Consider the following 20,423-nt stretch of genomic DNA (forward strand, 5'->3'; position numbering starts at 1 on the left):
CGCCGTACCCGATAGCGTTAACATGACGAGAAATCGTCCGGTACCCAGAGCGGACTGGAACGGGAAGGCCGCCGTCGCGTGAGTACAGTCCACCAGCCAGACCTCAAGGACCGCCCCGCGCGGCTCACCGTCGGCGTCGTCGGCGCCGGCCGCGTGGGCCCCGCGCTGGCCGCGTCCCTCCAACTCGCCGGGCACCGCCCGGTGGCCGTCTCCGGCGTCTCCGACGCCTCCCGCAGGCGCGCCGAGACCATGCTCCCGGACGTCCCGCTGGTGCCGCCCGCCGAGGTGCTCCAGCGCTCCGACCTGGTGCTGCTCACCGTCCCCGACGACGCCCTGCCCGGCCTGGTCGCCGGGCTCGCCGAGACCGGCGCGGTACGGCCGGGACAGCTGCTCGTGCACACCTCCGGCCGGTACGGCACGAAGGTCCTCGACCCGGCCCTGCGCGCGGGCGCGCTGCCGCTGGCCCTGCACCCGGCGATGACCTTCACCGGCACGCCCGTGGACGTCCAGCGCCTCGCCGGCTGCTCCTTCGGCGTCACCGCCCCCGAGGAGCTGCGGCTGGCCGCCGAGGCTCTGGTGATCGAGATGGGCGGCGAGCCGGAGTGGATCAGCGAGCAGAACCGCCCGCTGTACCACGCGGCCCTCGCCCTGGGCGCCAACCACCTGGTGACCCTGGTCGCCCAGTCCATGGAGCTGCTGCGCACGGCCGGCGTGGCGGCGCCCGACCGGATGCTCGGCCCGCTGCTCGGCGCCGCCCTGGACAACGCCCTGCGCTCCGGCGACGCCGCCCTGACCGGGCCGGTCGCGCGCGGGGACGCCGGCACGGTCGCCGCGCACGTCACCGAGCTGCGCAAGCACGCCCCGCAGACCGTGGCGGGCTATCTCGCGATGGCCCGCGCGACCGCCGACCGGGCGCTCGCCCACGGCCTGCTGAAGCCGGAACTCGCCGAGGACCTCCTCGGGGTACTCGCCGACGGAGGCCACGCGGACCACGCCGACCGGGGAGGCGACGGAACCGACGGCACGAACGGCACCGACGGCACGACCGGCACCGAGGGGAACGACCGATGACCACCGCCCTGCTGAGCACCGCCGAAGAGCTGCACGCGCGCGTGCGCCACGGCCGCCGCGCCGTCGTGATGACCATGGGCGCGCTGCACGAGGGCCACGCCACCCTGATCCGCACCGCGCGGGAGGTCGTCGGCCCGGACGGCGAGGTCGTCGTCACCGTCTTCGTCAATCCCCTGCAGTTCGGCGCGGGGGAGGACCTGGACCGCTACCCGCGCACCCTGGACGCCGATCTGAAGCTCGCCGAGCAGGCGGGCGCGGACGCCGTGTTCGCGCCCTCCGTGGACGAGGTCTACCCGGGCGGCGAACCCCAGGTGCGGGTCTCCGCGGGCCCCATGGGCGAGCGCCTGGAGGGTGCCTCGCGGCCCGGGCACTTCGACGGGATGCTCACCGTCGTCGCCAAGCTGCTGCACCTCACCCGCCCCGACGCCGCCCTCTTCGGGCAGAAGGATGCCCAGCAGCTGGCGCTGATCCGGCGCATGGTGCGGGACCTGAACTTCGGCGTCGAGATCATCGCCGTACCGACCGTGCGCGAGGAGGACGGGCTCGCCCTGTCCAGCCGCAACCGCTACCTCTCGCCGGACGAGCGGCGCACCGCGCTCGCGCTGTCCCGCGCCCTGTTCGCCGGCCGGGACCGGCACGCGGCGCAGGAGGCGCTGCGCGCGCGGGCCCGTGAAGTGCCCTCCACGCACGCGCGTGCCGAGGCGCTGAGCGCCATAGGAGAGTCCCGCGCGGCGGCCGACGCGCACGCGGTGGCCACCGCCGCGCCCGGCGGCCCGGCGGCCGTCCGCGCCGCCGCCCGCCAGGTCCTGGACGAGGCCGCCCGCCTCGACCCGCCGCTGAAGCTGGACTACCTCGCGCTGGTCGACCCCGCCGACTTCACCGAGATCGGCGACGACTTCACCGGCGAGGCCGTCCTCGCCGTCGCCGCCCGGGTCGGCACGACCCGGCTGATCGACAATCTCCCCCTCACCTTCGGAGCCGCCTCGTGACCAGCACAGGCATACGACTGCACGCACCCGCACCCGGCTGGGCCATCTCCGCGGACGTGGTCGTCGTCGGCTCCGGCGTGGCCGGCCTGACCGCGGCCCTGCGCTGCGAGGCCGCCGGCCTGACCACGGTCGTCGTCACCAAGGCCCGCCTGGACGACGGCTCCACCCGCTGGGCGCAGGGCGGCATCGCCGCCGCCCTCGGCGAGGGCGACACTCCCGAACAGCACCTCGCCGACACCCTCGTGGCCGGCGCGGGCCTGTGCGACGAGGAGGCCGTACGCACCCTCGTCACCGAGGGCCCCGACGCGGTACGGCGGCTGATCTCCACCGGCGCCCACTTCGACACCGACGACGAGGGCGGCATCCACCTCACCCGCGAGGGCGGCCACCACCGGCGCCGGATCGCGCACGCGGGCGGCGACGCCACCGGCGCGGAGGTCTCCCGGGCGCTCGTCGAGGCCGTGCACGCGCGCGGGGTGCGCACCATCGAGAACGCGCTCGTGCTCGACCTGCTGACCGACGCCGACGGCCGCGCGGCCGGGGTCACCCTGCACGTGATGGGGGAGGGCCAGCACGACGGCGTGGGCGCCGTGCACGCCCCCGCCGTGGTCCTCGCCACCGGCGGCATGGGCCAGGTGTACTCCGCGACCACCAACCCGTCGGTGTCCACCGGCGACGGCGTGGCGCTGGCGCTGCGCGCGGGCGCGGAGGTCAGCGACCTGGAGTTCGTGCAGTTCCACCCGACCGTGCTCTTCCTCGGCCCGGAGGCCGAGGGGCAGCAGCCGCTCGTCTCGGAGGCGGTCCGCGGTGAGGGCGCCCACCTGGTCGACGGGGACGGCGTGCGCTTCATGGTCGGCCAGCACGAGCTGGCGGAGCTGGCGCCGCGGGACATCGTCGCCAAGGGCATCCTGCGGCGGATGCTGGAGCAGGACGCCGAGCACATGTTCCTCGACGCCCGGCACTTCGGCGCCGACATGTGGGAGCACCGCTTCCCGACCATCCTGGCCGCCTGCCGGGCCAACGGCATCGACCCGGTCACCGAGCCCATCCCGATCGCCCCGGCCGCCCACTACGCCTCCGGAGGCGTCCGCACCGACGCCCGGGGCCGGACCACCGTGCCCGGCCTGTACGCGTGCGGCGAGGTCGCGTGCACCGGCGTGCACGGCGCCAACCGGCTCGCCTCCAACTCCCTCCTCGAAGGGCTCGTGTACGCCGAGCGGATCGCCGCCGACATCGCCGCCGCCCGCGCGGAGAACGGCCTGCACGCGCGCGTGCCCGCACCGGTCCCGGAGCCCGGGAAGCCCGAGCACCCGCTGCTCGCCCCCGAGACCCGGTTCGCGATCCAGCGGACCATGACCGAGGGCGCCGGCGTGCTGCGCTCCGAGGAGTCCCTCGCCCGGGCCGCGGACCAGCTCCAGAAGCTGCACACCGAGGCCCGGGACGCGCTGGCGGAGAACGGCAAGACCGCCGAGCCCGGCGTGGACACCTGGGAGGCGACCAACCTCCTGTGCGTGGCCCGGGTCCTGGTCGCCGCGGCCCGGCTGCGCGAGGAGACCCGCGGCTGCCACTGGCGCGAGGACCGCGCCGAGCGCGACGACACGAACTGGCGGCGCCACATCGTCGTACGGCTCAATCCCGATCGGTCGCTGGCCGTCCGCACCACCGACACCGCAGACTTCCCCCCTATCCGGTAACAGCGCCCCAGGAGCAGTGACAGACGTGAGCACCGACGACCTTCCCCTCGCCCCGACCGGCGGCTGCGGCGACGGCTGCGCCTGCGGCGCCGAGGGCGACGAGGAGTACCTGGAGTGCGGGCTCGACCCCGCGCTCGCCGAGCTGCTGGCCGCTGCCGGACTCGACCCCGTGGAGGTCGAGGACATCGCCAACGTCGCCATCCAGGAGGACCTGGACGGCGGGGTGGACGTGACGACCGTGTCGACCATCCCCGAGGACGCGGTGGCCACCGCCGACTTCACCGCGCGCGAGGCGGGCGTCGTGGCCGGCCTCCGGGTCGCCGAGGCCGTGCTCTCCGTGGTCTGCACGGACGAGTTCGAGGTCGAGCGGCACGTGGAGGACGGCGACCGGATCGAGGCCGGGCAGAAGCTGCTGTCGGTCACCACGCGCACGCGTGACCTGCTCACCGCCGAGCGCAGCGCGCTGAACATCCTGTGCCGGCTGTCCGGCATCGCGACCGCCACGCGCGCGTGGGCGGACGCGCTGGAGGGCACCAAGGCGCGCGTGCGGGACACCCGCAAGACGACCCCGGGCCTGCGCTCGCTGGAGAAGTTCGCCGTCCGCTGCGGCGGCGGCGTCAACCACCGCATGTCGCTGTCCGACGCGGCCCTGGTGAAGGACAACCACGTGATCGCCGCCGGCGGCGTCGCGCAGGCCTTCAAGGCCGTACGGGAGGCCTTCCCGGAGGTGCCGATCGAGGTCGAGGTCGACACCCTGCACCAGCTGCGGGAGGTCGTGGACGCGGGCGCCGACCTGATCCTGCTGGACAACTTCACCCCGGGCGAGTGCGAGGAGGCCGTCGGGATCGTCGGCGGACGGGCGATGCTGGAGGCCTCCGGGCGGCTGACGCTCACCAACGCGCGCGCGTACGCCGAGACCGGCGTCGACTTCCTGGCCGTGGGCGCCCTGACGCACTCCTCGCCGATCCTGGACATCGGCCTGGACCTGCGCGAGGCGGAGTAACGGCCATGCTGCTCACGATCGACGTCGGCAACACGCACACCGTCCTCGGCCTGTTCGACGGCGAGGACATCGTCGAGCACTGGCGCATCTCCACGGACGCGCGCCGCACGGCCGACGAGCTGGCGGTGCTGCTCCAGGGCCTCATGGGCATGCACCCGCTGCTCGGCGAGGAGCTGGGCGACGGCATCGACGGCATCGCGATCTGCGCGACCGTGCCGTCCGTGCTGCACGAGCTGCGCGAGGTCACCCGGCGGTACTACGGCGACGTCCCCGCCGTCCTGGTCGAGCCGGGCGTGAAGACGGGCGTGCCGATCCTCACCGACAACCCCAAGGAGGTCGGCGCCGACCGGATCATCAACGCGGTCGCGGCCGTCGAGCTGTACGGCGGCCCGGCGATCGTCGTGGACTTCGGCACGGCGACCACCTTCGACGCGGTCTCCGCGCGCGGGGAGTACGTCGGCGGGGTGATCGCGCCCGGCATCGAGATCTCCGTGGAGGCACTCGGGGTCAAGGGCGCTCAGCTGCGGAAGATCGAGGTGGCCCGGCCGCGCAGCGTGATCGGCAAGAACACGGTCGAGGCCATGCAGGCGGGCATCGTGTACGGGTTCGCCGGGCAGGTCGACGGTGTGGTCAGCCGGATGGCGCGAGAGCTGGCCGACGATCCGGACGACGTGACGGTGATCGCCACGGGCGGGCTCGCGCCGATGGTGCTGGGGGAGTCCTCGGTGATCGACGAGCACCAGCCGTGGCTGACGCTGATCGGGCTGCGCCTGGTGTACGAGCGGAACGTGTCGCGGCTGTGAGGGCCGGCCGGCGCCCGCGCGGGCGCCGGCCCCGCCGGTGACACCGGACGAGGGAAACCCGGAGCGACACGCGGCGCATCAGCATTCGCATTCGTCACTTTTGTCCGATTAGTCGGTAGCGTCGCCGCATGCCCACGCCATACGGATCCCGCGGCGGCATGGCGTTCGGCGTGGAGGAGCTGCGTGTGCTCCGCCGCGCCCTCGCCCTCGCCCTTCACCCCGGCCACGCCTCCGCCGAGGACGTGCAGGACTGTTTCCGCCTCGCCGAGTCGCTCGACGAGGCGATGTGCGAGGGGGCCCGGCTGCGCGCCTTCCTGGTGGCCGACCTGGGCCGCTACCGGGCCGCCCTGCCGGGCACCGCCGCCGGCTACCTCACCCTCCTGGAGGAGGCGCTCGGCGCCGGGCACCGGCCGACGCCGGACGATCTCGCCGCGCTCCGGGCGCTGCGCGGGAACCCCGCGGCGGCGGCACTGCTGGACCGCTGCCAGGCGCTGGCCGAGCAGGACGTACGGGCACGGTTCGCGCAGGGCGCGCGGAAGGTGCCGGCGCCCGCCGTGCCGCCCGCGCGAACGCGCCTGCTGGCCCTTGCGGGCGGCGCGGGGGAGCCGGGGGTCCGCCAGGACGACGGAGAGGCCGAGGAGCCCTCCGCGGCCCCGCAGGAGCCCGCGGAGAAGCCCGGGGCGAAGCCGTCGCCCGGCCCCGCGGAGCGGCCCGGGCCGGAGCCGGTCGCGCCGAAGCGGCCCATCCCGACGCCAGGAGAGGTGTTTCCGCGCCGCAAGCCGGCGCCGCCGGCGGAGCCGGAGTCCCGGCAGCTGGCCGCGGGGTAGCCCCGCCGGGTGCCACGGAGCGGTGATCGGCGCACCCCGTCCCTTTCGCCCCGTCCCCCGTGGCTACTCTGGAGACATGGACTACGTCTCCGCGCTCGTGCCCCCGGTCGTCATGGCCGTGTTCTTCATCGGTGTGGTCAGGGTGATCGTGAAGACCCAGGGCGGGACCGCCAAGGCCAAGGAGGACGCGGCCGTCGACGCCGCCCTCGCGCGCGTGGAGGGTGCGCCCAAGACCTCCGCCGGCGACGCCTGAGCGGTACGCCTCATGCCCCCCGCTCGCGGGGGGTCTTCGCATGTCCCGACTGCGGGGACGTGCGCCCTTTTTGTTCGCATCTGTAGTCCTAGCGCACGTCCGGCACGCCAATGCCGGGATCTCCCACTATTGTTCTGAGCTGTGCCTCGCCCATTGGGAGAACTCGAAGACGCGGTCATGACGCGGGTGTGGAAGTGGAACCGCCCGGTGACCGTTCGAGAAGTCCTGGAAGACCTCCAGCAGGAACGCTCCATCGCGTACACCACCGTGATGACGGTTTTGGACAATCTCCATCAGAAGGGCTGGGTGCGTCGCGAGGCGGAAGGCCGGGCCTATCGATATGAGGCCGTGTCGACACGCGCCGCGTACGCCGCCGCCCTGATGAACGACGCCTGGTCGCAGAGCGACAACCCGGCCGCGGCTCTCGTCGCCTTCTTCGGCATGATGAGCGAGGAACAGCGCCAGGCACTCAGGGACGCCGTGCGCATCGTCCAGGGGCCCGAAGAAACCCGGGAAGCCCCCGAAGCCCGCCGGCAGGAAGCTCCCGAAGCCCGTCAAGAGGAGAACCCCGGCTCGGCCGAGGGCGCGGACGGGCGATAGCGTCCGCTCATGTCAGCAGAGCGTCCCGAAGTCTCCGCAAAAGCCATCACCGTCCGGCGGGCCCGGACCAGCGATGTCCCCGCCGTGCGCCGCCTCCTCGACGCCTACGTCCGCGACCGCATCCTGCTCGACAAAGCCACGGTCACGCTTTACGAGGACATCCAGGAGTTCTGGGTCGCGGAACGCGACGACAACGCCGAGGTGGTCGGCTGCGGTGCGCTGCACGTCATGTGGGAGGACCTCGCGGAAGTCCGGACTCTGGCGGTGAAGCCCGGGCTCAAGGGCGCCGGCGTCGGTCATCAGTTGCTGGAGAAGTTGCTCCAGACCGCGCGCTGGCTCGGGGTTCGGCGGGTTTTCTGCCTGACCTTCGAAGTGGACTTCTTCGGGAAGCACGGCTTCGTGGAGATCGGGGAGACACCGGTCGACACCGATGTGTACGCGGAGCTGTTGCGTTCCTATGACGAGGGCGTCGCGGAGTTCCTGGGTCTCGAACGAGTGAAGCCGAACACCTTGGGCAACAGCCGGATGCTTCTGCATCTGTGATCGTCATTGCCCAGGTTCCCTATGTCCGAAACGCGCATGTTTCCGGACGCGGGCGGTCCGTCGGACCACTCCCGAGGGTTTGTGTTTTTCCGGCAAAAGCGGTTTGCTTTCCGACGTACTGCAGTACTGCATATAACAGGGGCGGCGAAACGGCGGACGCCGCACACCCCTGGCCCTCAACGTTATCGATGAAAGGAAATGCGGTGGCACAGAAGGTTCAGGTCCTTCTTGTCGACGACCTCGACGGCGGCGAGGCGGACGAGACCGTGACGTTCGCGCTGGACGGCAAGACGTACGAGATCGATCTCACGACTGCCAATGCGGACAAGCTGCGCAGCCTTCTTGATCCCTATGTGAAGGGCGGGCGTCGTACCGGCGGCCGTGCCTCCGGCGGGCGTGGAAAGGCGCGTGCCGCTTCCGGCGGCAACCAGGACACCGCGGCGATCCGCGCCTGGGCGAAGGAGAACGGTTACGAGGTCAACGACCGTGGTCGCGTTCCCGCGTCCATCCGTGAGGCCTACGAGAAGGCCAACGGCTGATCCCGCCGGCCGGCGGGATGTCCGGCGCACGCGCGCCGCAGCCGGACCCGGTGACACTGCGCTGCCACCGTGTCCACCAGTCGCACGAGATCGGGGGCGCTCCCCTCGCGTCCCACGGGTGTGGCCGGCATGGCCGGCATGGCCGGCAGCGAGGCCTCGACCCCGCGTCCCGGCCCGGGGGGCCGCAGCCACACGGCGGCCCCCTGTACGGAACCGGACCGTCCGGATGCAGGCGGTACGGCTCCGGGCCGCAGGGACCCCGGCCGTACGGCGGCGGGCCCCGCGGGCGGCTCCGGGGCCTCCAGGGTGTCGCCCGTCCCCAGGGCCCGCAGGTCCAGGGATACGGCGCCCCACTCCAGCCAGTCCAGCAGCCCCGGCAGCTCCTCCGCGCTGCCCGCGGCCACCAGCAGCTGCATCCGGTCCCCGCGCAGGGCCACCGGAGAGCCCGGCCCGAGATGCCGGAGCGCCTGAGCGCCCGCCTCGGCCGGCACGTCCAGCACGTCGAACCGCACCCCCGCGAGCAGCCGCAGCGGCCGTCCGGGCACTGTCGGCCAGCCCAGATCGTTCTCGTACCAGTGCCGGGCCCGGGCGTCCGGGCCGGCGGAGAGAACACCGGCCGACGGTGCATCCGGATCGAGGGGCCGGCGGGGAAGGGGGACCGTGGAGGTCATGGGGACCGAGCCAACCATGCCAAGTGCAACCGCCGGATCGCCCTTCGGGTTACGCTGGGTGCCCTATCGGGTGCGCAGAGTGCCGGAAAAGGGGGCGCGTGGGGGTCCGGGGAGGCGCAAGGTTGTTCGCCCATAGCGGAGCGAACCGGTGCGCGCCGCATGGAGTGTCAGTCCCTGCGGGTAAGACATGCCTAGTGGGAGGGGGCGACACGCAGGACGGGGCGTCTCACGTTCGCCATCGGCGTACTGGCGACTGGGGTAACTGCCTGGCCTGCGGGAACATCGTCTCGCACCATCGGGTTGGAGCAGATGTCGGCGTCACGGGTCAGGAGGCCATCGACGGTGTCGGCAGTTGGAATGAGCGGTCCCCGCTTGCGGGACTAAGCTGCGGAAGGACAGGGAGGGGAAGTTCCCCCCACTGCCTGACCGCTCTGAGGAGCGATTAACGATGTTCGAGAGGTTCACCGACCGCGCGCGGCGGGTTGTCGTCCTGGCTCAGGAAGAAGCCCGGATGCTCAACCACAACTACATCGGCACCGAGCACATCCTCCTGGGTCTCATCCACGAGGGCGAAGGTGTCGCCGCTAAGGCCCTGGAGAGCCTCGGCATTTCGCTTGAGGCGGTCCGCCAGCAGGTGGAGGAGATCATCGGCCAGGGCCAGCAGGCCCCGTCCGGGCACATCCCCTTCACCCCCCGTGCCAAGAAGGTCCTGGAGCTGTCGCTCCGCGAGGCCCTTCAGCTGGGCCACAACTACATCGGCACGGAGCACATCCTGCTCGGCCTGATCCGCGAGGGCGAGGGCGTCGCCGCCCAGGTCCTGGTCAAGCTGGGCGCAGACCTCAACCGGGTGCGGCAGCAGGTCATCCAGCTGCTCTCCGGTTACCAGGGCAAGGAGACCGCCGCCGCGGGCGGCCCCGCCGAGGGCACCCCCTCGACCTCCCTCGTCCTGGACCAGTTCGGCCGGAACCTCACCCAGGCCGCTCGTGAGTCCAAGCTCGACCCGGTCATCGGGCGCGAGAAGGAGATCGAGCGGGTCATGCAGGTGCTGTCCCGCCGTACCAAGAACAACCCGGTGCTGATCGGTGAGCCCGGCGTCGGCAAGACCGCCGTCGTCGAGGGCCTCGCCCAGGCCATCGTCAAGGGCGAGGTGCCCGAGACGCTGAAGGACAAGCACCTCTACACGCTGGACCTCGGCGCCCTGGTCGCCGGCTCCCGCTACCGCGGTGACTTCGAGGAGCGCCTGAAGAAGGTTCTCAAGGAGATCCGCACCCGCGGCGACATCATCCTGTTCATCGACGAGCTGCACACGCTGGTCGGTGCGGGTGCCGCCGAGGGCGCCATCGACGCGGCCTCCATCCTGAAGCCGATGCTGGCCCGCGGTGAGCTCCAGACCATCGGTGCGACCACCCTGGACGAGTACCGCAAGCACCTGGAGAAGGACGCGGCCCTGGAGCGCCGCTTCCAGCCCATCCAGGTCGCCGAGCCGTCCCTGCCGCACACGATCGAGATCCTCAAGGGCCTGCGCGACCGGTACGAGGCGCACCACCGCGTCTCCATCACGGACGAGGCCCTGGTCCAGGCCGCCACCCTGGCCGACCGCTACATCTCGGACCGCTTCCTGCCGGACAAGGCGATCGACCTGATCGACGAGGCCGGTTCCCGGATGCGCATCCGCCGGATGACCGCTCCGCCGGACCTGCGCGAGTTCGACGAGAAGATCGCCGCCGTCCGCCGGGACAAGGAGTCCGCGATCGACTCGCAGGACTTCGAGAAGGCCGCCTCCCTGCGCGACAAGGAGAAGCAGCTCCTGGCCGCCAAGGCGAAGCGGGAGAAGGAGTGGAAGGCCGGCGACATGGACGTCGTCGCCGAGGTCGACGGCGAGCTGATCGCCGAGGTCCTCGCCACCGCGACGGGCATCCCGGTCTTCAAGCTGACGGAGGAGGAGTCCTCCCGCCTGCTCCGCATGGAGGAGGAGCTGCACAAGCGGGTCATCGGCCAGGACGACGCCGTCAAGGCGCTGTCGAAGGCGATCCGCCGTACCCGCGCGGGCCTGAAGGACCCGAAGCGTCCGGGTGGTTCGTTCATCTTCGCCGGCCCGTCCGGTGTCGGTAAGACCGAGCTGTCCAAGGCGCTCGCCGAGTTCCTCTTCGGCGACGAGGACGCGCTGATCTCCCTCGACATGTCGGAGTTCAGCGAGAAGCACACGGTGTCGCGTCTCTTCGGTTCCCCGCCCGGATACGTGGGCTACGAGGAGGGCGGCCAGCTGACGGAGAAGGTGCGCCGCAAGCCGTTCTCGGTCGTCCTCTTCGACGAGGTCGAGAAGGCCCACCCGGACATCTTCAACTCGCTGCTGCAGATCCTGGAGGACGGTCGCCTGACCGACTCCCAGGGCCGGGTCGTGGACTTCAAGAACACGGTCATCATCATGACGACCAACCTCGGCACCCGGGACATCTCCAAGGGCTTCAACCTCGGTTTCGCCGCCGCGGGTGACACGAAGACCAATTACGAGCGCATGAAGAACAAGGTGTCGGACGAGCTGAAGCAGCACTTCCGCCCCGAGTTCCTCAACCGCGTCGACGACGTGGTCGTCTTCCCGCAGCTGACGCAGCAGGACATCCTGCGGATCGTCGACCTGATGATCAGCAAGGTGGACGAGCGCCTGAAGGACCGGGACATGGGCATCGAGCTGTCCCAGTCCGCCAAGGAGCTGCTGTCCAAGAAGGGTTACGACCCCGTGCTGGGCGCCCGGCCGCTGCGCCGTACGATCCAGCGCGAGATCGAGGACACGCTCTCGGAGAAGATCCTCTTCGGCGAGCTGCGCCCCGGTCACATCGTGGTCGTGGACACCGAGGGCGAGGGCGAGTCCCAGACCTTCACCTTCCGCGGTGAGGAGAAGTCGGCACTGCCCGACGTCCCGCCGATCGAGCAGGCCGCGGGTGGGGCTGGGCCGAACCTGAGCAAGGACGCGTAAGCCTCCGGCGGTTCCGCCGAGCAGAGGGGCCGGTGCCTTCGGGCGCCGGCCCCTTCACTTTTTGGGGCTCAGTGGCGGTCCAGGCTGACCTCCGCGCCCGGGAAGAGGCGGGCATACCGGGCATATTCGGCAGGGTGGACCTGCAGAATCACTGAGTGCAGGCTGGGTAGTTGCTGCGCCAGGCCGAAGAGCTCCTCGTCGCCGTAGATCGCGGTGATCCGCAGCTTCTCGATGCCGGGCAGTTGAGGCATGACTTGGAACGAGTACGGAAACTGCCGAAATATCACCGCGTGCAGATGGAGTTCCTTCAGCTCAGGCAGTTCGGCGACCGCTTGCCAGTCGGTGTCCGTCAGTTCGGTGGTCAGCTGACCGAGACTGAGCGAACGGAGCCCAGACCAGTGCTGCAGCCCGCGGAGCCCCGTGGTGTCGGTGCTGTTGCTACCCAGGAAGAGGGTTTCCAGCGGTGCGTCGACAGGTAGGACCTCGGTGAGGTCGGTGCCGGGCAGTTCTTGCGCGAGGGAGAGCCGGCGCAGTGACCGAAGACGGCGCAGCCCGGTTACGTCCGCGATGTGGTCACAGCTGAAGCGGACGAGCGACAGCTCGGAGAGCCGGTGCAGATTTCCCGTCGGGCAGTCCGCGAGCCACACCTCGCGGAGCGACCTGAACGCCCGTAGGGCACCTGCGTCGGTGAGGTGCGGGTTCTCCCGGAAGTCGATTGCGGTGACCGCCTCCGGCGCAGGAACAGCGGCCAGGATCTCATCGATCCGCTGCGGACCTCGGAACGACAGACCGGGCCAAGGTCGCATCCAAGACAGGGTCGCTCGCTCCTCGGCCGACTCGCAGGTGAGGAAGAGGTCCGTGCGGTCCAGGTGGTCCAGCACCTCGGCGGCGTACTCCTGGGAGTCGAACCGGTGCCATGTCCCTACCAGCTGGCGGCGTACCCCGAGATCCCCGTGCTCCCGGAACCGCCGCAACACCGCCAGTGCCCCGTCAGGCTCCTCACGGCCCAAAAGTGAGGCGGTGACCGTCACATTCTTGGCTTGCTCGTCCGTTAGTTCTTCTGGCCCTGGCAGCAGCTCCAACACCAGTGGACCCGCCTCTGCAAGGGCCTTCGCCTCCTCTGCCGACCACGGCGGGATCAACGCAACTGCCTCGGAGTCGACGGCAAGCCGCACCTCAGGATCCAGGGCCGGCGCGTGCTCCAGGCACGCCAGCGCGAGCAACGTCAGCCGAGGCGTCTCCCGGGACAGCAGCTGTCGTAGGACCGAAGCGCGCTCCCGTGGGCGCGCATGGGCCACTGCCATGCGGATGACGTCCTCCCACTGGGCGTCGTCCGCGTGGCTCACCAGGACGTCGAGGTGGCCCTCCTCGACGGCGTAGCGCGCGCCGAGGTAGTCCTGGAAGGTGCGGTGGACGAAGTCGACTACGCCCTCGGACGGGCGGCGGAGCAGGCCGCTGCGCAGCAGCAGCTGGGACAGGACAGAGCGGGCGTCCGTTTCGCCCGGCACGGCGATCGTCGGCAGGCAGCGCTCCACGAGGCCCTCAGCCGTGTCCATGTCCATCTCCGTGCGGCCGCTCAGCACCAGTGCGTACGCCAGGCGTTGCAGCACCTCCAGCTGGGCCTGCTCGCCGAGGTCCACCGGGTCCAGCGCGCCCATGCCGCGCTCCCGGTCCCGGCGGGCCAGCAGCATTGCGAGGGCGGCGTCGTACAACTCCTTGCGGCCGGTGGGCAGGTAACCCCGGCGTTCTCGGTGCAGGGCGCAGATCAGGCCGCACATCAGGGGGTTGGTGGCCAGGCGGGCCAAGTCGCGTTTCACTCGCAGGGAGTCGAGCAGCGGGCCCTCGTACTCGGGGGCCCGGGCCGCCGCGTGCCAGCGCCTCACGAAGGTCGCGACCTCCGCTCGACGCATCGGGGCCAGCAGCAGCTCGCGGAAGCCCTCGGAGGCCAGCCATTCCTGCCGTACGGCCGTGGGGCGGGAGGTGAGCAGCCAGCGGTTGCCGGGGAACGCGCGGATCAGGTCCAGCAGCCAGTCGCGGGCGCGGTGGCGTTCGGGGGCCGGGATCTCGTCCAGGCCGTCGACCAGGATCAGCCCCCGACCGGCCGACAGGACGCGGTCCGCCCAGCCCTCCGGCGCAGTCAGCGGGCAGGCCACCGCCGGGAGGAAGTCGGCCGGAGTCGGGAGGGCCGGGCGGCGGACCAACGTTCGCAGCGGAAGCACGTACGGGATCTGCGTCCCGTCCCGCGCCGCCGTCACCGCCAGCCACTGGATCAAGGTCGTCTTGCCCGAGCCCGCGTCGCCACGCAGCAGCACCCGGTCGTGGTCGCGTAGTGCCTGCTCGGCCGGGAGGTGGACCGGCGACGGGGAGGACGGCCCGTCGAAGCGGGGACCCTCCTCCTCGGCGGTCGCCTCCAGGCTGAGATAGGCGACTTCGAGGGGCCAGCGGTCGGGGGAGTCGCGCAGGTCGATGCCGTAGATGGTGATGTGGTTGTGGCGGTCGGCGACGTAGGGCAGGTAGCGGCGCTCGAAGGCCGAGTCGCGGGCGTCGGGGCGGGGGGTGCGGGCGATCAGCTCGTCGATCCTGGCGATCAGCTCCCGCTGGGTCCGAGTCTGTTCCACCAGGGTCCGGGCCACGAAGGTGGACCGGCGGGTGAAGAACTCCAGGATGTGCAGGCAGGCCCACTGGGTCGCCGAGTCGAGGAAGGCGCGGGCGTCGGCGGACAGGCCGTCCGGGGGCGGGGCGTGGCGGTCTAGGTGCCGGGCGAGTTCCTCGCTGCCGAGGCGTACGGCCTGGACGTCGTCCATGTCCAGGTCGCCGAGGGAGAGCAGCCGGCGGGTCAGGGTGTCGGTGACGGCCTCTTCCTCGTCGGGCGGGAACGGCCGCTCACCCGGGGAGGCCAGCGCCTCCGTCACCAGGCGGCCGGCGAGCCGCCGGACCTCCTTCTCGCCCAGCGTTCGCTTCTCGCCCCGGAACGACACCAGCGCCGACAGCCGTACCGGCCGGTCGGCCAGTCCCGCCCCCGGTCCGTCCTGGACGAACAGCTTCTTCACCAGCGGGCCGAGCAAGCTGGAGGCCAGCTTGCTGCCCAGTACGGCAGGCTCCATCCGCCACCCCCGTGTGCGTACGACGTACGGAGGGAGCCTAACCAGCGGATCCGGCCGGTGTTACGACAACTGCCCGTCGTAGTCGGGCAGCTTGAAGGTCTTCTCGGCGTGCCCGCCGGACAGGTCGGTGGCGCTGTTGCCGATGTTCGCGATGATCGTGTAGCCGTCGTTCTCGATGTCGACGCGCTGGGCGGTCTTGTAGGCGGCGACGTCCTTGAAGAGGTCGGACAGGCCGCGGACGTAGAGGCCGGAGACGTCGTAGCCGTCGTGTTCGAGGTTGTACTCGGTGGGCCAGTACAGGACGCCGGGGCGGGCGGTGACGAAGAAGAGGGAGACGCCGTGCTCCTGGGCGTAGCGGGCGACGTCCAGGACGGGCTTGTTGGCCGGCTGGGGGTAGCTGAAGCCGAAGTCGGTCTCCAGCGTGGTGTTGTCGATGTCGAAGACGATCGCCTGCTTCTCGCCGGGCCTTGCGGCGGCGATGCGGTCCTTCAGGTACGGCAGGGCCTGGGCCATGACCGCCTGGCAGTCCTTCTGCCAGGTGGCGTAGTCGACCCGCGCGGAGGAGGTGCTCGTGCGCGCGGTCTCGGCCGGGGCGGCCATCGAGGCCGGGGCGGCCGTCGCGGCCAGGGCGGCCACGGAGACGGCGGTCACGGAGATGCGGCGCGCCCAGGGGCGTCTGGTCATCGGTGGGGGTCCTCTCGCGTCTCTGAAATGTCAGGGGCATGATCTGAGGCGAGGGTGGCGCGAGGGGAACCGTAGGGTTACCGGAGGGTAGGTGCCTAGAGGCCTGCGTCACATTTCGTTGATCGTCGGACTGGCTCGCCGGTGATAAGCGGCACAGGCGAAATGTCCGGTACTAGCAGTGATAGTGGGATGTGACAGGCGGGCAAAACGGGCGAAAGTGGGACCTTCGCCCAGGAATCCCCCGGGGGAAAACCGCGTCGTCAGGGGCTGGTTCGGCGAAGGGTCGAGCTGTCAAGAAAGTGGTTGGTTTTACGGTCATCTACTACCTGCCGCCGTAGATGGGCCGTTTTGGGCTTGATGCGGTGCTCGGTTACCAAGGGATGGCCGCTCCGGTGGACGCCCTTCACGGACGTCCCTGCGCCGGGTGGCCGATACGTCCCCGAGTCCATGAGGTCCAGATGTTCCGACGCTTCACGTCCCGCTCCGCCCGTACGTCCTCGCTCCGTTCCCGCGTGACCGTCCTGGCTGCCGGAATCGGCGCCACGGCCGTGCTGGGGACCGGGGTCGCGAGCGCCGCCACCGCTTCCCCCGCCTCCTGGGTCGACCCGGTGAAGAAGTACACGCTCTCGGCGAGCTTCGCGCAGGCCGGCAACATGTGGTCCGCCAAGCACAGCGGCCAGGACTTCGCCGTGCCGACCGGCACCGAGGTCGTCGCCGCGCACGGCGGCACCGTCGTCAAGGCCGGCCCCAACGGCGGCGGCGACGGCCCGGCGTACGGCAACGCCGTCGTCATCAAGCACGGCAGCGGCACCTACTCGCAGTACGCGCACCTGTCCCGGGTCGACGTCAAGATCGGCCAGGTCGTGAAGACCGGCCAGCACATCGCCCTGTCCGGCTCCACCGGCAACTCCACGGGTCCGCACCTGCACTTCGAGATCCGTACGACCCCGAACTACGGCTCCGCCGTCGACCCGGTCGCGTTCCTGCGCGCCAAGGGCGTGACGGTCTGAGCTAATCCTTCTCGCGGGCGTGTTCGTGCGCCTGCGTGATCAGGTCCAGGGCGACTTCGAGAACGGCCTCGCGCTTCTTCTCGGAGTCGCCTTCGAGGTCCTGCATCACGAACATCCCGGCGTGCAGCGCGAACATCGCGCTGACCGAGCGGACCTGGTCGACCAGCTCCGCCTCCGGGTCGATCAGGATGTTCCGCAGCCCGCGCATCCGGTCCTTGAACGTGTCGCCGATGCGCAGCTCACGGACGGTCGCCTGGTTCTCCTGCATGAAGCGGAACAGCGGTTCCGCCTCCGTCAGCGCCTGGCTGTAGCGGCGGATGATCTCCTGCTTGGTCTCCAGGGTGTGCGGCTGCCGTCTGCCCCACTCGATCAGCTCTTCGATCGGCTTCGTCAGATCCTGGAAGAGGCTGACGATGATCTCTTCCTTCGTCTTGAAGTGGTAGTACAGGGCCGCCTTCGTGACGTCGAGACGCTCGGCGATCTCGCGCAGGGAGGTCTTCTCGTAGCCCTGCTCCGCGAAGAGTTCGAGTGCCACGTCCTGGATGCGCTGGCGGGTGTTGCCGCGGCGCTGCTGCTTGGTGCCGTCCATGGTGACGCCCATCCTCGTACTCCTCGCGCTCCAGCGGAAACTTACTTGACGCCCGGCTAGTAGCGCGTCTACCTTCCCAGTGTAGTGAGAACTAGCCGGGCGGCAAGTAAGTAGCCGCCGCAGGGGGAAACGGGAAGACGATGGCGGACAAGGTCGAAGACGTCATAGCGGGCAAACAGCCCAAGAGTGTGCGAGTGGTACTGCTCGCACTCATGATCGCGATGATGCTCGCGATGCTCGACAACATGATCGTCGGTACGGCGATGCCGACGATCGTGGGCGAACTGGGCGGCCTGGAGCACCTATCCTGGGTCGTCACCGGCTACACCCTGGCCACCGCGGCCTCCACCCCGATCTGGGGCAAGATCGGTGACATGTACGGGCGCAAGGGCGCCTTCCTCAGCTCGATCGTGATCTTCCTCATCGGCTCGGCGCTGAGCGGCATGGCCCAGGACATGGGCCAGCTGATCGGGTTCCGGGCCGTGCAGGGTCTGGGCGCCGGCGGTCTGATGGTCGGCGTCATGGCGATCATCGGCGACCTCGTGCCGCCGCGGGAGCGGGGCAAGTACCAGGGCATGATGGCCGGCGTCATGGCGCTGGCCATGATCGGCGGTCCGCTGGTCGGCGGCACCATCACCGACAACTGGGGCTGGCGCTGGGCCTTCTACATCAACCTGCCGCTGGGCGCGGTCGCCCTCGCGCTGGTCACCGCCGTGCTGCAGCTGCCGAAGAAGCGGTCCAAGGCGGGCATCGACTATCTGGGCGTCGTGCTGCTGACCGTCGGCATCACCGCCATCGTGCTGGTCACCACCTGGGGCGGCACCGAGTACGCCTGGACCTCCGCGCGCATCATGGAGCTGACCGGCATCGGCGTGGCCGCGCTGGTCGGGTTCGTGTTCTGGCAGACCAGGGCCGCCGAGCCGGTCCTGCCGCTGCACATCTTCAAGAGCCGCAACTTCACCCTGATGTCGGTCATCGGCTTCATCACCGGCTTCGTGATGTTCGGCGCCACCCTGTTCCTGCCGCTGTACCAGCAGGCCGTCCAGGGCGCCTCCGCGACCAACTCCGGGCTGCTGCTCCTGCCGATGCTCGGCGCGATGCTCGTGACCTCGATGGTCGCCGGGCGGGTGACCACCAACAGCGGCCGGTACAAGATCTTCCCGATCGTCGGCGGCGTCCTGATGATCGTCGGCCTGTACCTGCTGTCCCTGATGGACACCGGTACGACCCGGCTGACCTCCGGCGTCTACATGGCCGTCGTCGGCGCGGGCATGGGCTGCCTGATGCAGATCACCATGCTGGTCGCGCAGAACAGCGTGCAGATGAAGGACATGGGCGTGGCGTCCTCCTCGGCCACCCTGTTCCGCACCCTCGGCTCCTCCTTCGGCGTGGCGATCATGGGCGCCCTGTTCAACCACCGGGTGCAGGACGTCATGGCCGAGCGGGCCGGCGCGCTGGGCAGGAACATCACCGAGCAGTCGGCGCAGCTCGACGCGAAGAGCCTGGAGAAGCTGCCGGCGGCGGCCCGCGAGGCGTACCAGCACGCGGTGTCCTCGGGCACGCACTCCGCGTTCCTGCTGGGCGCCGGGATCTCGGTGCTGGTGCTGATCGCGGCGCTGTTCGTCAAGGAGGTGCCGCTGAAGGGCGGGCCGCAGAAGGCTTCCCCCGAGGGCGCCGACGCGGCGCCGACGGCCGTGGCCGAGACCGTCTGACCCTCCCCGAGCCCGAAGGCCCCGGCACGTGTCCGCCACGCCGGGGCCTTCGGCGTTCTCCGGCCCACCCACCCGCCGACCGGAGACCCGGCTCCCGGGGCGTATGCGCTGCTCTGTGCCCATACAGCCCACAGGGGCCCGATGTCAGACCCCCGTGCCACCATCGCCCCATGGACAGAATCCGCCGTCTGCGCCTGGCCAAGGACGCCATGGACCGGGACTGGGCCGACCCGGGGCTCGACCTGGACGCGGTGGCGGCCCACGCCGGGTACTCCCGGTACCACTTCCTGCGCGCCTTCAAGGAGGCGTACGGCGAGACACCCGGCCAGTACCTGACCCACCGGCGCATCGAGCGCGCCGAGGAGCTGCTGCGCAGCGCCGACCTCACCGTGACCGAGATCTGCACGCTCGTCGGCTTCAGCAGCCTCGGCACGTTCTCCGCCCGCTTCAAGGCGCGCACCGGACTCACCCCGAGCGCGTACCGGACCCGGCACGTCGGCCGCGGCGCCGCCCTCATACCCGGCTGCTACGCCATGCTCTGGGCCGGCGGCTTCAACTCCGCAACATCGAAGAAGCGCGCCGCGCCCGGCCCTGCCTACGGTGACGAGCAGGAACGGCAGCCTCACGACAGGAGAGCGGAGCCATGATCAAAGGCCTGGGCATCACCACCGTATGGACCACCGACCAGCAGCGGACGAAGGCGTTCTTCACCGAGAAGCTGGACTTCGAGGTGCGCAGCGACCTCGCCATGGGCGACATGCGCTGGGTCACCGTCGGCGCGAAGGACCAGCCCGGCGTCGAGCTGGCGCTGATGAGCCTGGACGGCCCGGGCCTGGACCCGGAGTCCGCCGAGGCGCTGAAGAAGCTGGTCGCCAAGGGCGTGCTGGGGGCGGGCGCGTTCCGTACGGACGACTGCCGGGGTGACTACGAGACCTTCAGGGCGCGCGGTGTGGAGTTCCTCCAGGAGCCGCGGGAGCGGCCGTACGGCATCGAGGCGATCTTCCGGGACGACAACGGCAACTGGTACTCGCTGACCGAGCGCAGCGAGGAGCTGGACTTCTCCAAGGACTTCGGGTGACCTCGGGGCCGGCCGTGCTGCCGGATCACACCGCGGTACGGACCGCCCTGTGGCGGGCGCTGCACGCCCAGGCCGATCCGCCGCCGCACGTCATCGAGGACGAGGTCGGGCTGCGGCTGGCGGCTCCCGGCGACGACTGGCGCGCCCGCCCGGACATGGACGAGCGGGGCACCCGGCCGGTGCGGGCGTCCGTCGCGGCCCGCGCCCGGTTCGTCGAGGACCTGGTGGTGGAGCGGGCCGCGCGGGGGGTGGACCAGTACGTCGTCCTCGGCGCCGGGC

20 protein-coding genes are annotated in these 20,423 nt (G+C 70.8%); 16 read left to right on the forward strand and 4 right to left on the reverse strand.

The features are described from left to right. The first annotated feature begins 78 nt into the window (after positions 1-78). The 10 genes from CCN44_RS10435 to CCN44_RS10480 all read left to right on the forward strand — a co-directional run bounded on the left by CCN44_RS10435 (position 79) and on the right by CCN44_RS10480 (position 8,322). Positions 79-1,071 carry a Rossmann-like and DUF2520 domain-containing protein gene (locus CCN44_RS10435; RefSeq protein WP_086697456.1) on the forward strand — a complete coding sequence of 331 codons (993 nt, stop codon included), beginning with the start codon at positions 79-81 and terminating at the stop codon, positions 1,069-1,071. After that, positions 1,068-2,060, forward strand: a complete 993-nt coding sequence (gene panC / locus CCN44_RS10440) for a pantoate--beta-alanine ligase (RefSeq protein ID WP_059251603.1) — start codon at positions 1,068-1,070, stop codon at positions 2,058-2,060. Before CCN44_RS10435 ends, panC begins: the two co-directional genes overlap by 4 nt. Continuing rightward, a complete protein-coding gene (locus CCN44_RS10445; protein ID WP_059251605.1) occupies positions 2,057-3,754 on the forward strand; it encodes an L-aspartate oxidase in 1,698 nt (565 codons plus the stop codon). Before panC ends, CCN44_RS10445 begins: the two co-directional genes overlap by 4 nt. 25 nt (positions 3,755-3,779) lie before the next feature. Further along, positions 3,780-4,757, forward strand: coding sequence for a carboxylating nicotinate-nucleotide diphosphorylase (nadC, locus tag CCN44_RS10450; RefSeq protein WP_059251607.1), 978 nt, complete (start codon positions 3,780-3,782; stop codon positions 4,755-4,757). 5 nt (positions 4,758-4,762) lie between these two features. Beyond that, a complete protein-coding gene (locus CCN44_RS10455; RefSeq protein WP_030651508.1) occupies positions 4,763-5,560 on the forward strand; it encodes a type III pantothenate kinase in 798 nt (265 codons plus the stop codon). A 158-nt stretch (positions 5,561-5,718) separates the two neighbouring features. Further along, positions 5,719-6,387, forward strand: a complete 669-nt coding sequence (locus CCN44_RS10460) for a hypothetical protein (RefSeq protein WP_086697457.1) — start codon at positions 5,719-5,721, stop codon at positions 6,385-6,387. 76 nt (positions 6,388-6,463) lie between these two features. Next, positions 6,464-6,640, forward strand: coding sequence for a hypothetical protein (locus tag CCN44_RS44975; RefSeq protein WP_086697458.1), 177 nt, complete (start codon positions 6,464-6,466; stop codon positions 6,638-6,640). Positions 6,641-6,817: 177 nt separating this feature from the next. Next, positions 6,818-7,240, forward strand: coding sequence for a BlaI/MecI/CopY family transcriptional regulator (locus CCN44_RS10470; RefSeq protein ID WP_059251611.1), 423 nt, complete (start codon positions 6,818-6,820; stop codon positions 7,238-7,240). Positions 7,241-7,249: 9 nt separating this feature from the next. Next, positions 7,250-7,783: an amino-acid N-acetyltransferase gene (locus CCN44_RS10475; protein WP_030651520.1), complete on the forward strand. Its 534-nt coding sequence runs from the start codon at positions 7,250-7,252 to the stop codon at positions 7,781-7,783. Positions 7,784-7,986: 203 nt separating this feature from the next. Beyond that, complete coding sequence (locus CCN44_RS10480; RefSeq protein ID WP_059251614.1) at positions 7,987-8,322, forward strand: histone-like nucleoid-structuring protein Lsr2; 336 nt, start codon at positions 7,987-7,989, stop codon at positions 8,320-8,322. On the opposite strand, the gene CCN44_RS10485 is transcribed toward CCN44_RS10480, so the two are convergent. Beyond that, positions 8,301-8,993, reverse strand: a complete 693-nt coding sequence (locus CCN44_RS10485; RefSeq protein ID WP_202430263.1) for an SCO3374 family protein — start codon at positions 8,991-8,993, stop codon at positions 8,301-8,303. The genes CCN44_RS10480 and CCN44_RS10485 overlap by 22 nt on opposite strands. Positions 8,994-9,441: 448 nt before the next feature. On the opposite strand from CCN44_RS10485, the gene CCN44_RS10495 reads away from it, so the two are divergent. Further along, positions 9,442-11,967 (forward strand): ATP-dependent Clp protease ATP-binding subunit, encoded by a 2,526-nt coding sequence (locus CCN44_RS10495; protein ID WP_059251616.1) that lies wholly within the window; start codon positions 9,442-9,444, stop codon positions 11,965-11,967. Between the two features lie 68 nt (positions 11,968-12,035). On the opposite strand, the gene CCN44_RS10500 is transcribed toward CCN44_RS10495, so the two are convergent. Both CCN44_RS10500 and CCN44_RS10505 read right to left on the reverse strand, forming a co-directional pair. Beyond that, on the reverse strand, positions 12,036-15,071 hold the full coding sequence (locus tag CCN44_RS10500) for an NACHT domain-containing protein (RefSeq protein WP_086697459.1): 3,036 nt from the start codon (positions 15,069-15,071) through the stop codon (positions 12,036-12,038). A gap of 60 nt (positions 15,072-15,131) precedes the next feature. Next, positions 15,132-15,755, reverse strand: a complete 624-nt coding sequence (locus CCN44_RS10505) for an HAD family acid phosphatase (RefSeq protein ID WP_086697460.1) — start codon at positions 15,753-15,755, stop codon at positions 15,132-15,134. Positions 15,756-16,213: 458 nt separating this feature from the next. Between CCN44_RS10505 and CCN44_RS10510 the strand changes: the two genes are divergently transcribed. Beyond that, positions 16,214-16,765: a M23 family metallopeptidase gene (locus CCN44_RS10510; protein ID WP_059251622.1), complete on the forward strand. Its 552-nt coding sequence runs from the start codon at positions 16,214-16,216 to the stop codon at positions 16,763-16,765. Between the two features lies 1 nt (position 16,766). Here the strand turns inward: CCN44_RS10510 and CCN44_RS10515 are convergent, their stop codons facing one another. Next, positions 16,767-17,366, reverse strand: coding sequence for a TetR/AcrR family transcriptional regulator (locus tag CCN44_RS10515; RefSeq protein WP_059251624.1), 600 nt, complete (start codon positions 17,364-17,366; stop codon positions 16,767-16,769). 128 nt (positions 17,367-17,494) lie between these two features. Between CCN44_RS10515 and CCN44_RS10520 the strand changes: the two genes are divergently transcribed. From CCN44_RS10520 to CCN44_RS10535, 4 genes are all read left to right on the forward strand, one after another. Beyond that, complete coding sequence (locus CCN44_RS10520) at positions 17,495-19,066, forward strand: MDR family MFS transporter (protein WP_208639748.1); 1,572 nt, start codon at positions 17,495-17,497, stop codon at positions 19,064-19,066. Positions 19,067-19,236: 170 nt separating this feature from the next. Continuing rightward, complete coding sequence (locus CCN44_RS10525; RefSeq protein ID WP_086697462.1) at positions 19,237-19,713, forward strand: helix-turn-helix transcriptional regulator; 477 nt, start codon at positions 19,237-19,239, stop codon at positions 19,711-19,713. After that, entirely contained in the window at positions 19,710-20,144 is a 435-nt protein-coding gene (locus CCN44_RS10530) for a VOC family protein (RefSeq protein ID WP_059251630.1), read from the forward strand. The genes CCN44_RS10525 and CCN44_RS10530 overlap by 4 nt, the downstream gene beginning before the upstream one ends. Next, positions 20,141-20,423, forward strand: a 283-nt coding sequence (locus CCN44_RS10535; RefSeq protein WP_143649683.1) for a class I SAM-dependent methyltransferase, incomplete at its 3' end; no start/stop codon positions are given. The genes CCN44_RS10530 and CCN44_RS10535, both read left to right, overlap by 4 nt.

Source organism: Streptomyces tricolor, from assembly GCF_002155905.1.
Taxonomy (GTDB): Bacteria; Actinomycetota; Actinomycetes; order Streptomycetales; family Streptomycetaceae; genus Streptomyces; species Streptomyces tricolor.

Bases quoted from the DNA above. Each gene is read 5' to 3' on its own strand.
- panC (WP_059251603.1), top strand. From the start codon at position 1,068: ATGACCACCGCCCTGCTGAGCACCGCCGAAGAGCTGCACGCGCGCGTG.
- CCN44_RS10455 (WP_030651508.1), top strand. From the start codon at position 4,763: ATGCTGCTCACGATCGACGTCGGCAACACGCACACCGTCCTCGGCCTG.
- CCN44_RS10460 (WP_086697457.1), top strand. From the start codon at position 5,719: ATGGCGTTCGGCGTGGAGGAGCTGCGTGTGCTCCGCCGCGCCCTCGCC.
- CCN44_RS44975 (WP_086697458.1), top strand. From the start codon at position 6,464: ATGGACTACGTCTCCGCGCTCGTGCCCCCGGTCGTCATGGCCGTGTTC.
- CCN44_RS10470 (WP_059251611.1), top strand. From the start codon at position 6,818: ATGACGCGGGTGTGGAAGTGGAACCGCCCGGTGACCGTTCGAGAAGTC.
- CCN44_RS10475 (WP_030651520.1), top strand. From the start codon at position 7,250: ATGTCAGCAGAGCGTCCCGAAGTCTCCGCAAAAGCCATCACCGTCCGG.
- CCN44_RS10485 (WP_202430263.1), bottom strand. From the start codon at position 8,993: ATGACCTCCACGGTCCCCCTTCCCCGCCGGCCCCTCGATCCGGATGCA.
- CCN44_RS10495 (WP_059251616.1), top strand. From the start codon at position 9,442: ATGTTCGAGAGGTTCACCGACCGCGCGCGGCGGGTTGTCGTCCTGGCT.
- CCN44_RS10500 (WP_086697459.1), bottom strand. From the start codon at position 15,071: ATGGAGCCTGCCGTACTGGGCAGCAAGCTGGCCTCCAGCTTGCTCGGC.
- CCN44_RS10505 (WP_086697460.1), bottom strand. From the start codon at position 15,755: ATGACCAGACGCCCCTGGGCGCGCCGCATCTCCGTGACCGCCGTCTCC.
- CCN44_RS10510 (WP_059251622.1), top strand. From the start codon at position 16,214: ATGTTCCGACGCTTCACGTCCCGCTCCGCCCGTACGTCCTCGCTCCGT.
- CCN44_RS10515 (WP_059251624.1), bottom strand. From the start codon at position 17,366: ATGGGCGTCACCATGGACGGCACCAAGCAGCAGCGCCGCGGCAACACC.
- CCN44_RS10520 (WP_208639748.1), top strand. From the start codon at position 17,495: ATGGCGGACAAGGTCGAAGACGTCATAGCGGGCAAACAGCCCAAGAGT.
- CCN44_RS10525 (WP_086697462.1), top strand. From the start codon at position 19,237: ATGGACAGAATCCGCCGTCTGCGCCTGGCCAAGGACGCCATGGACCGG.
- CCN44_RS10530 (WP_059251630.1), top strand. From the start codon at position 19,710: ATGATCAAAGGCCTGGGCATCACCACCGTATGGACCACCGACCAGCAG.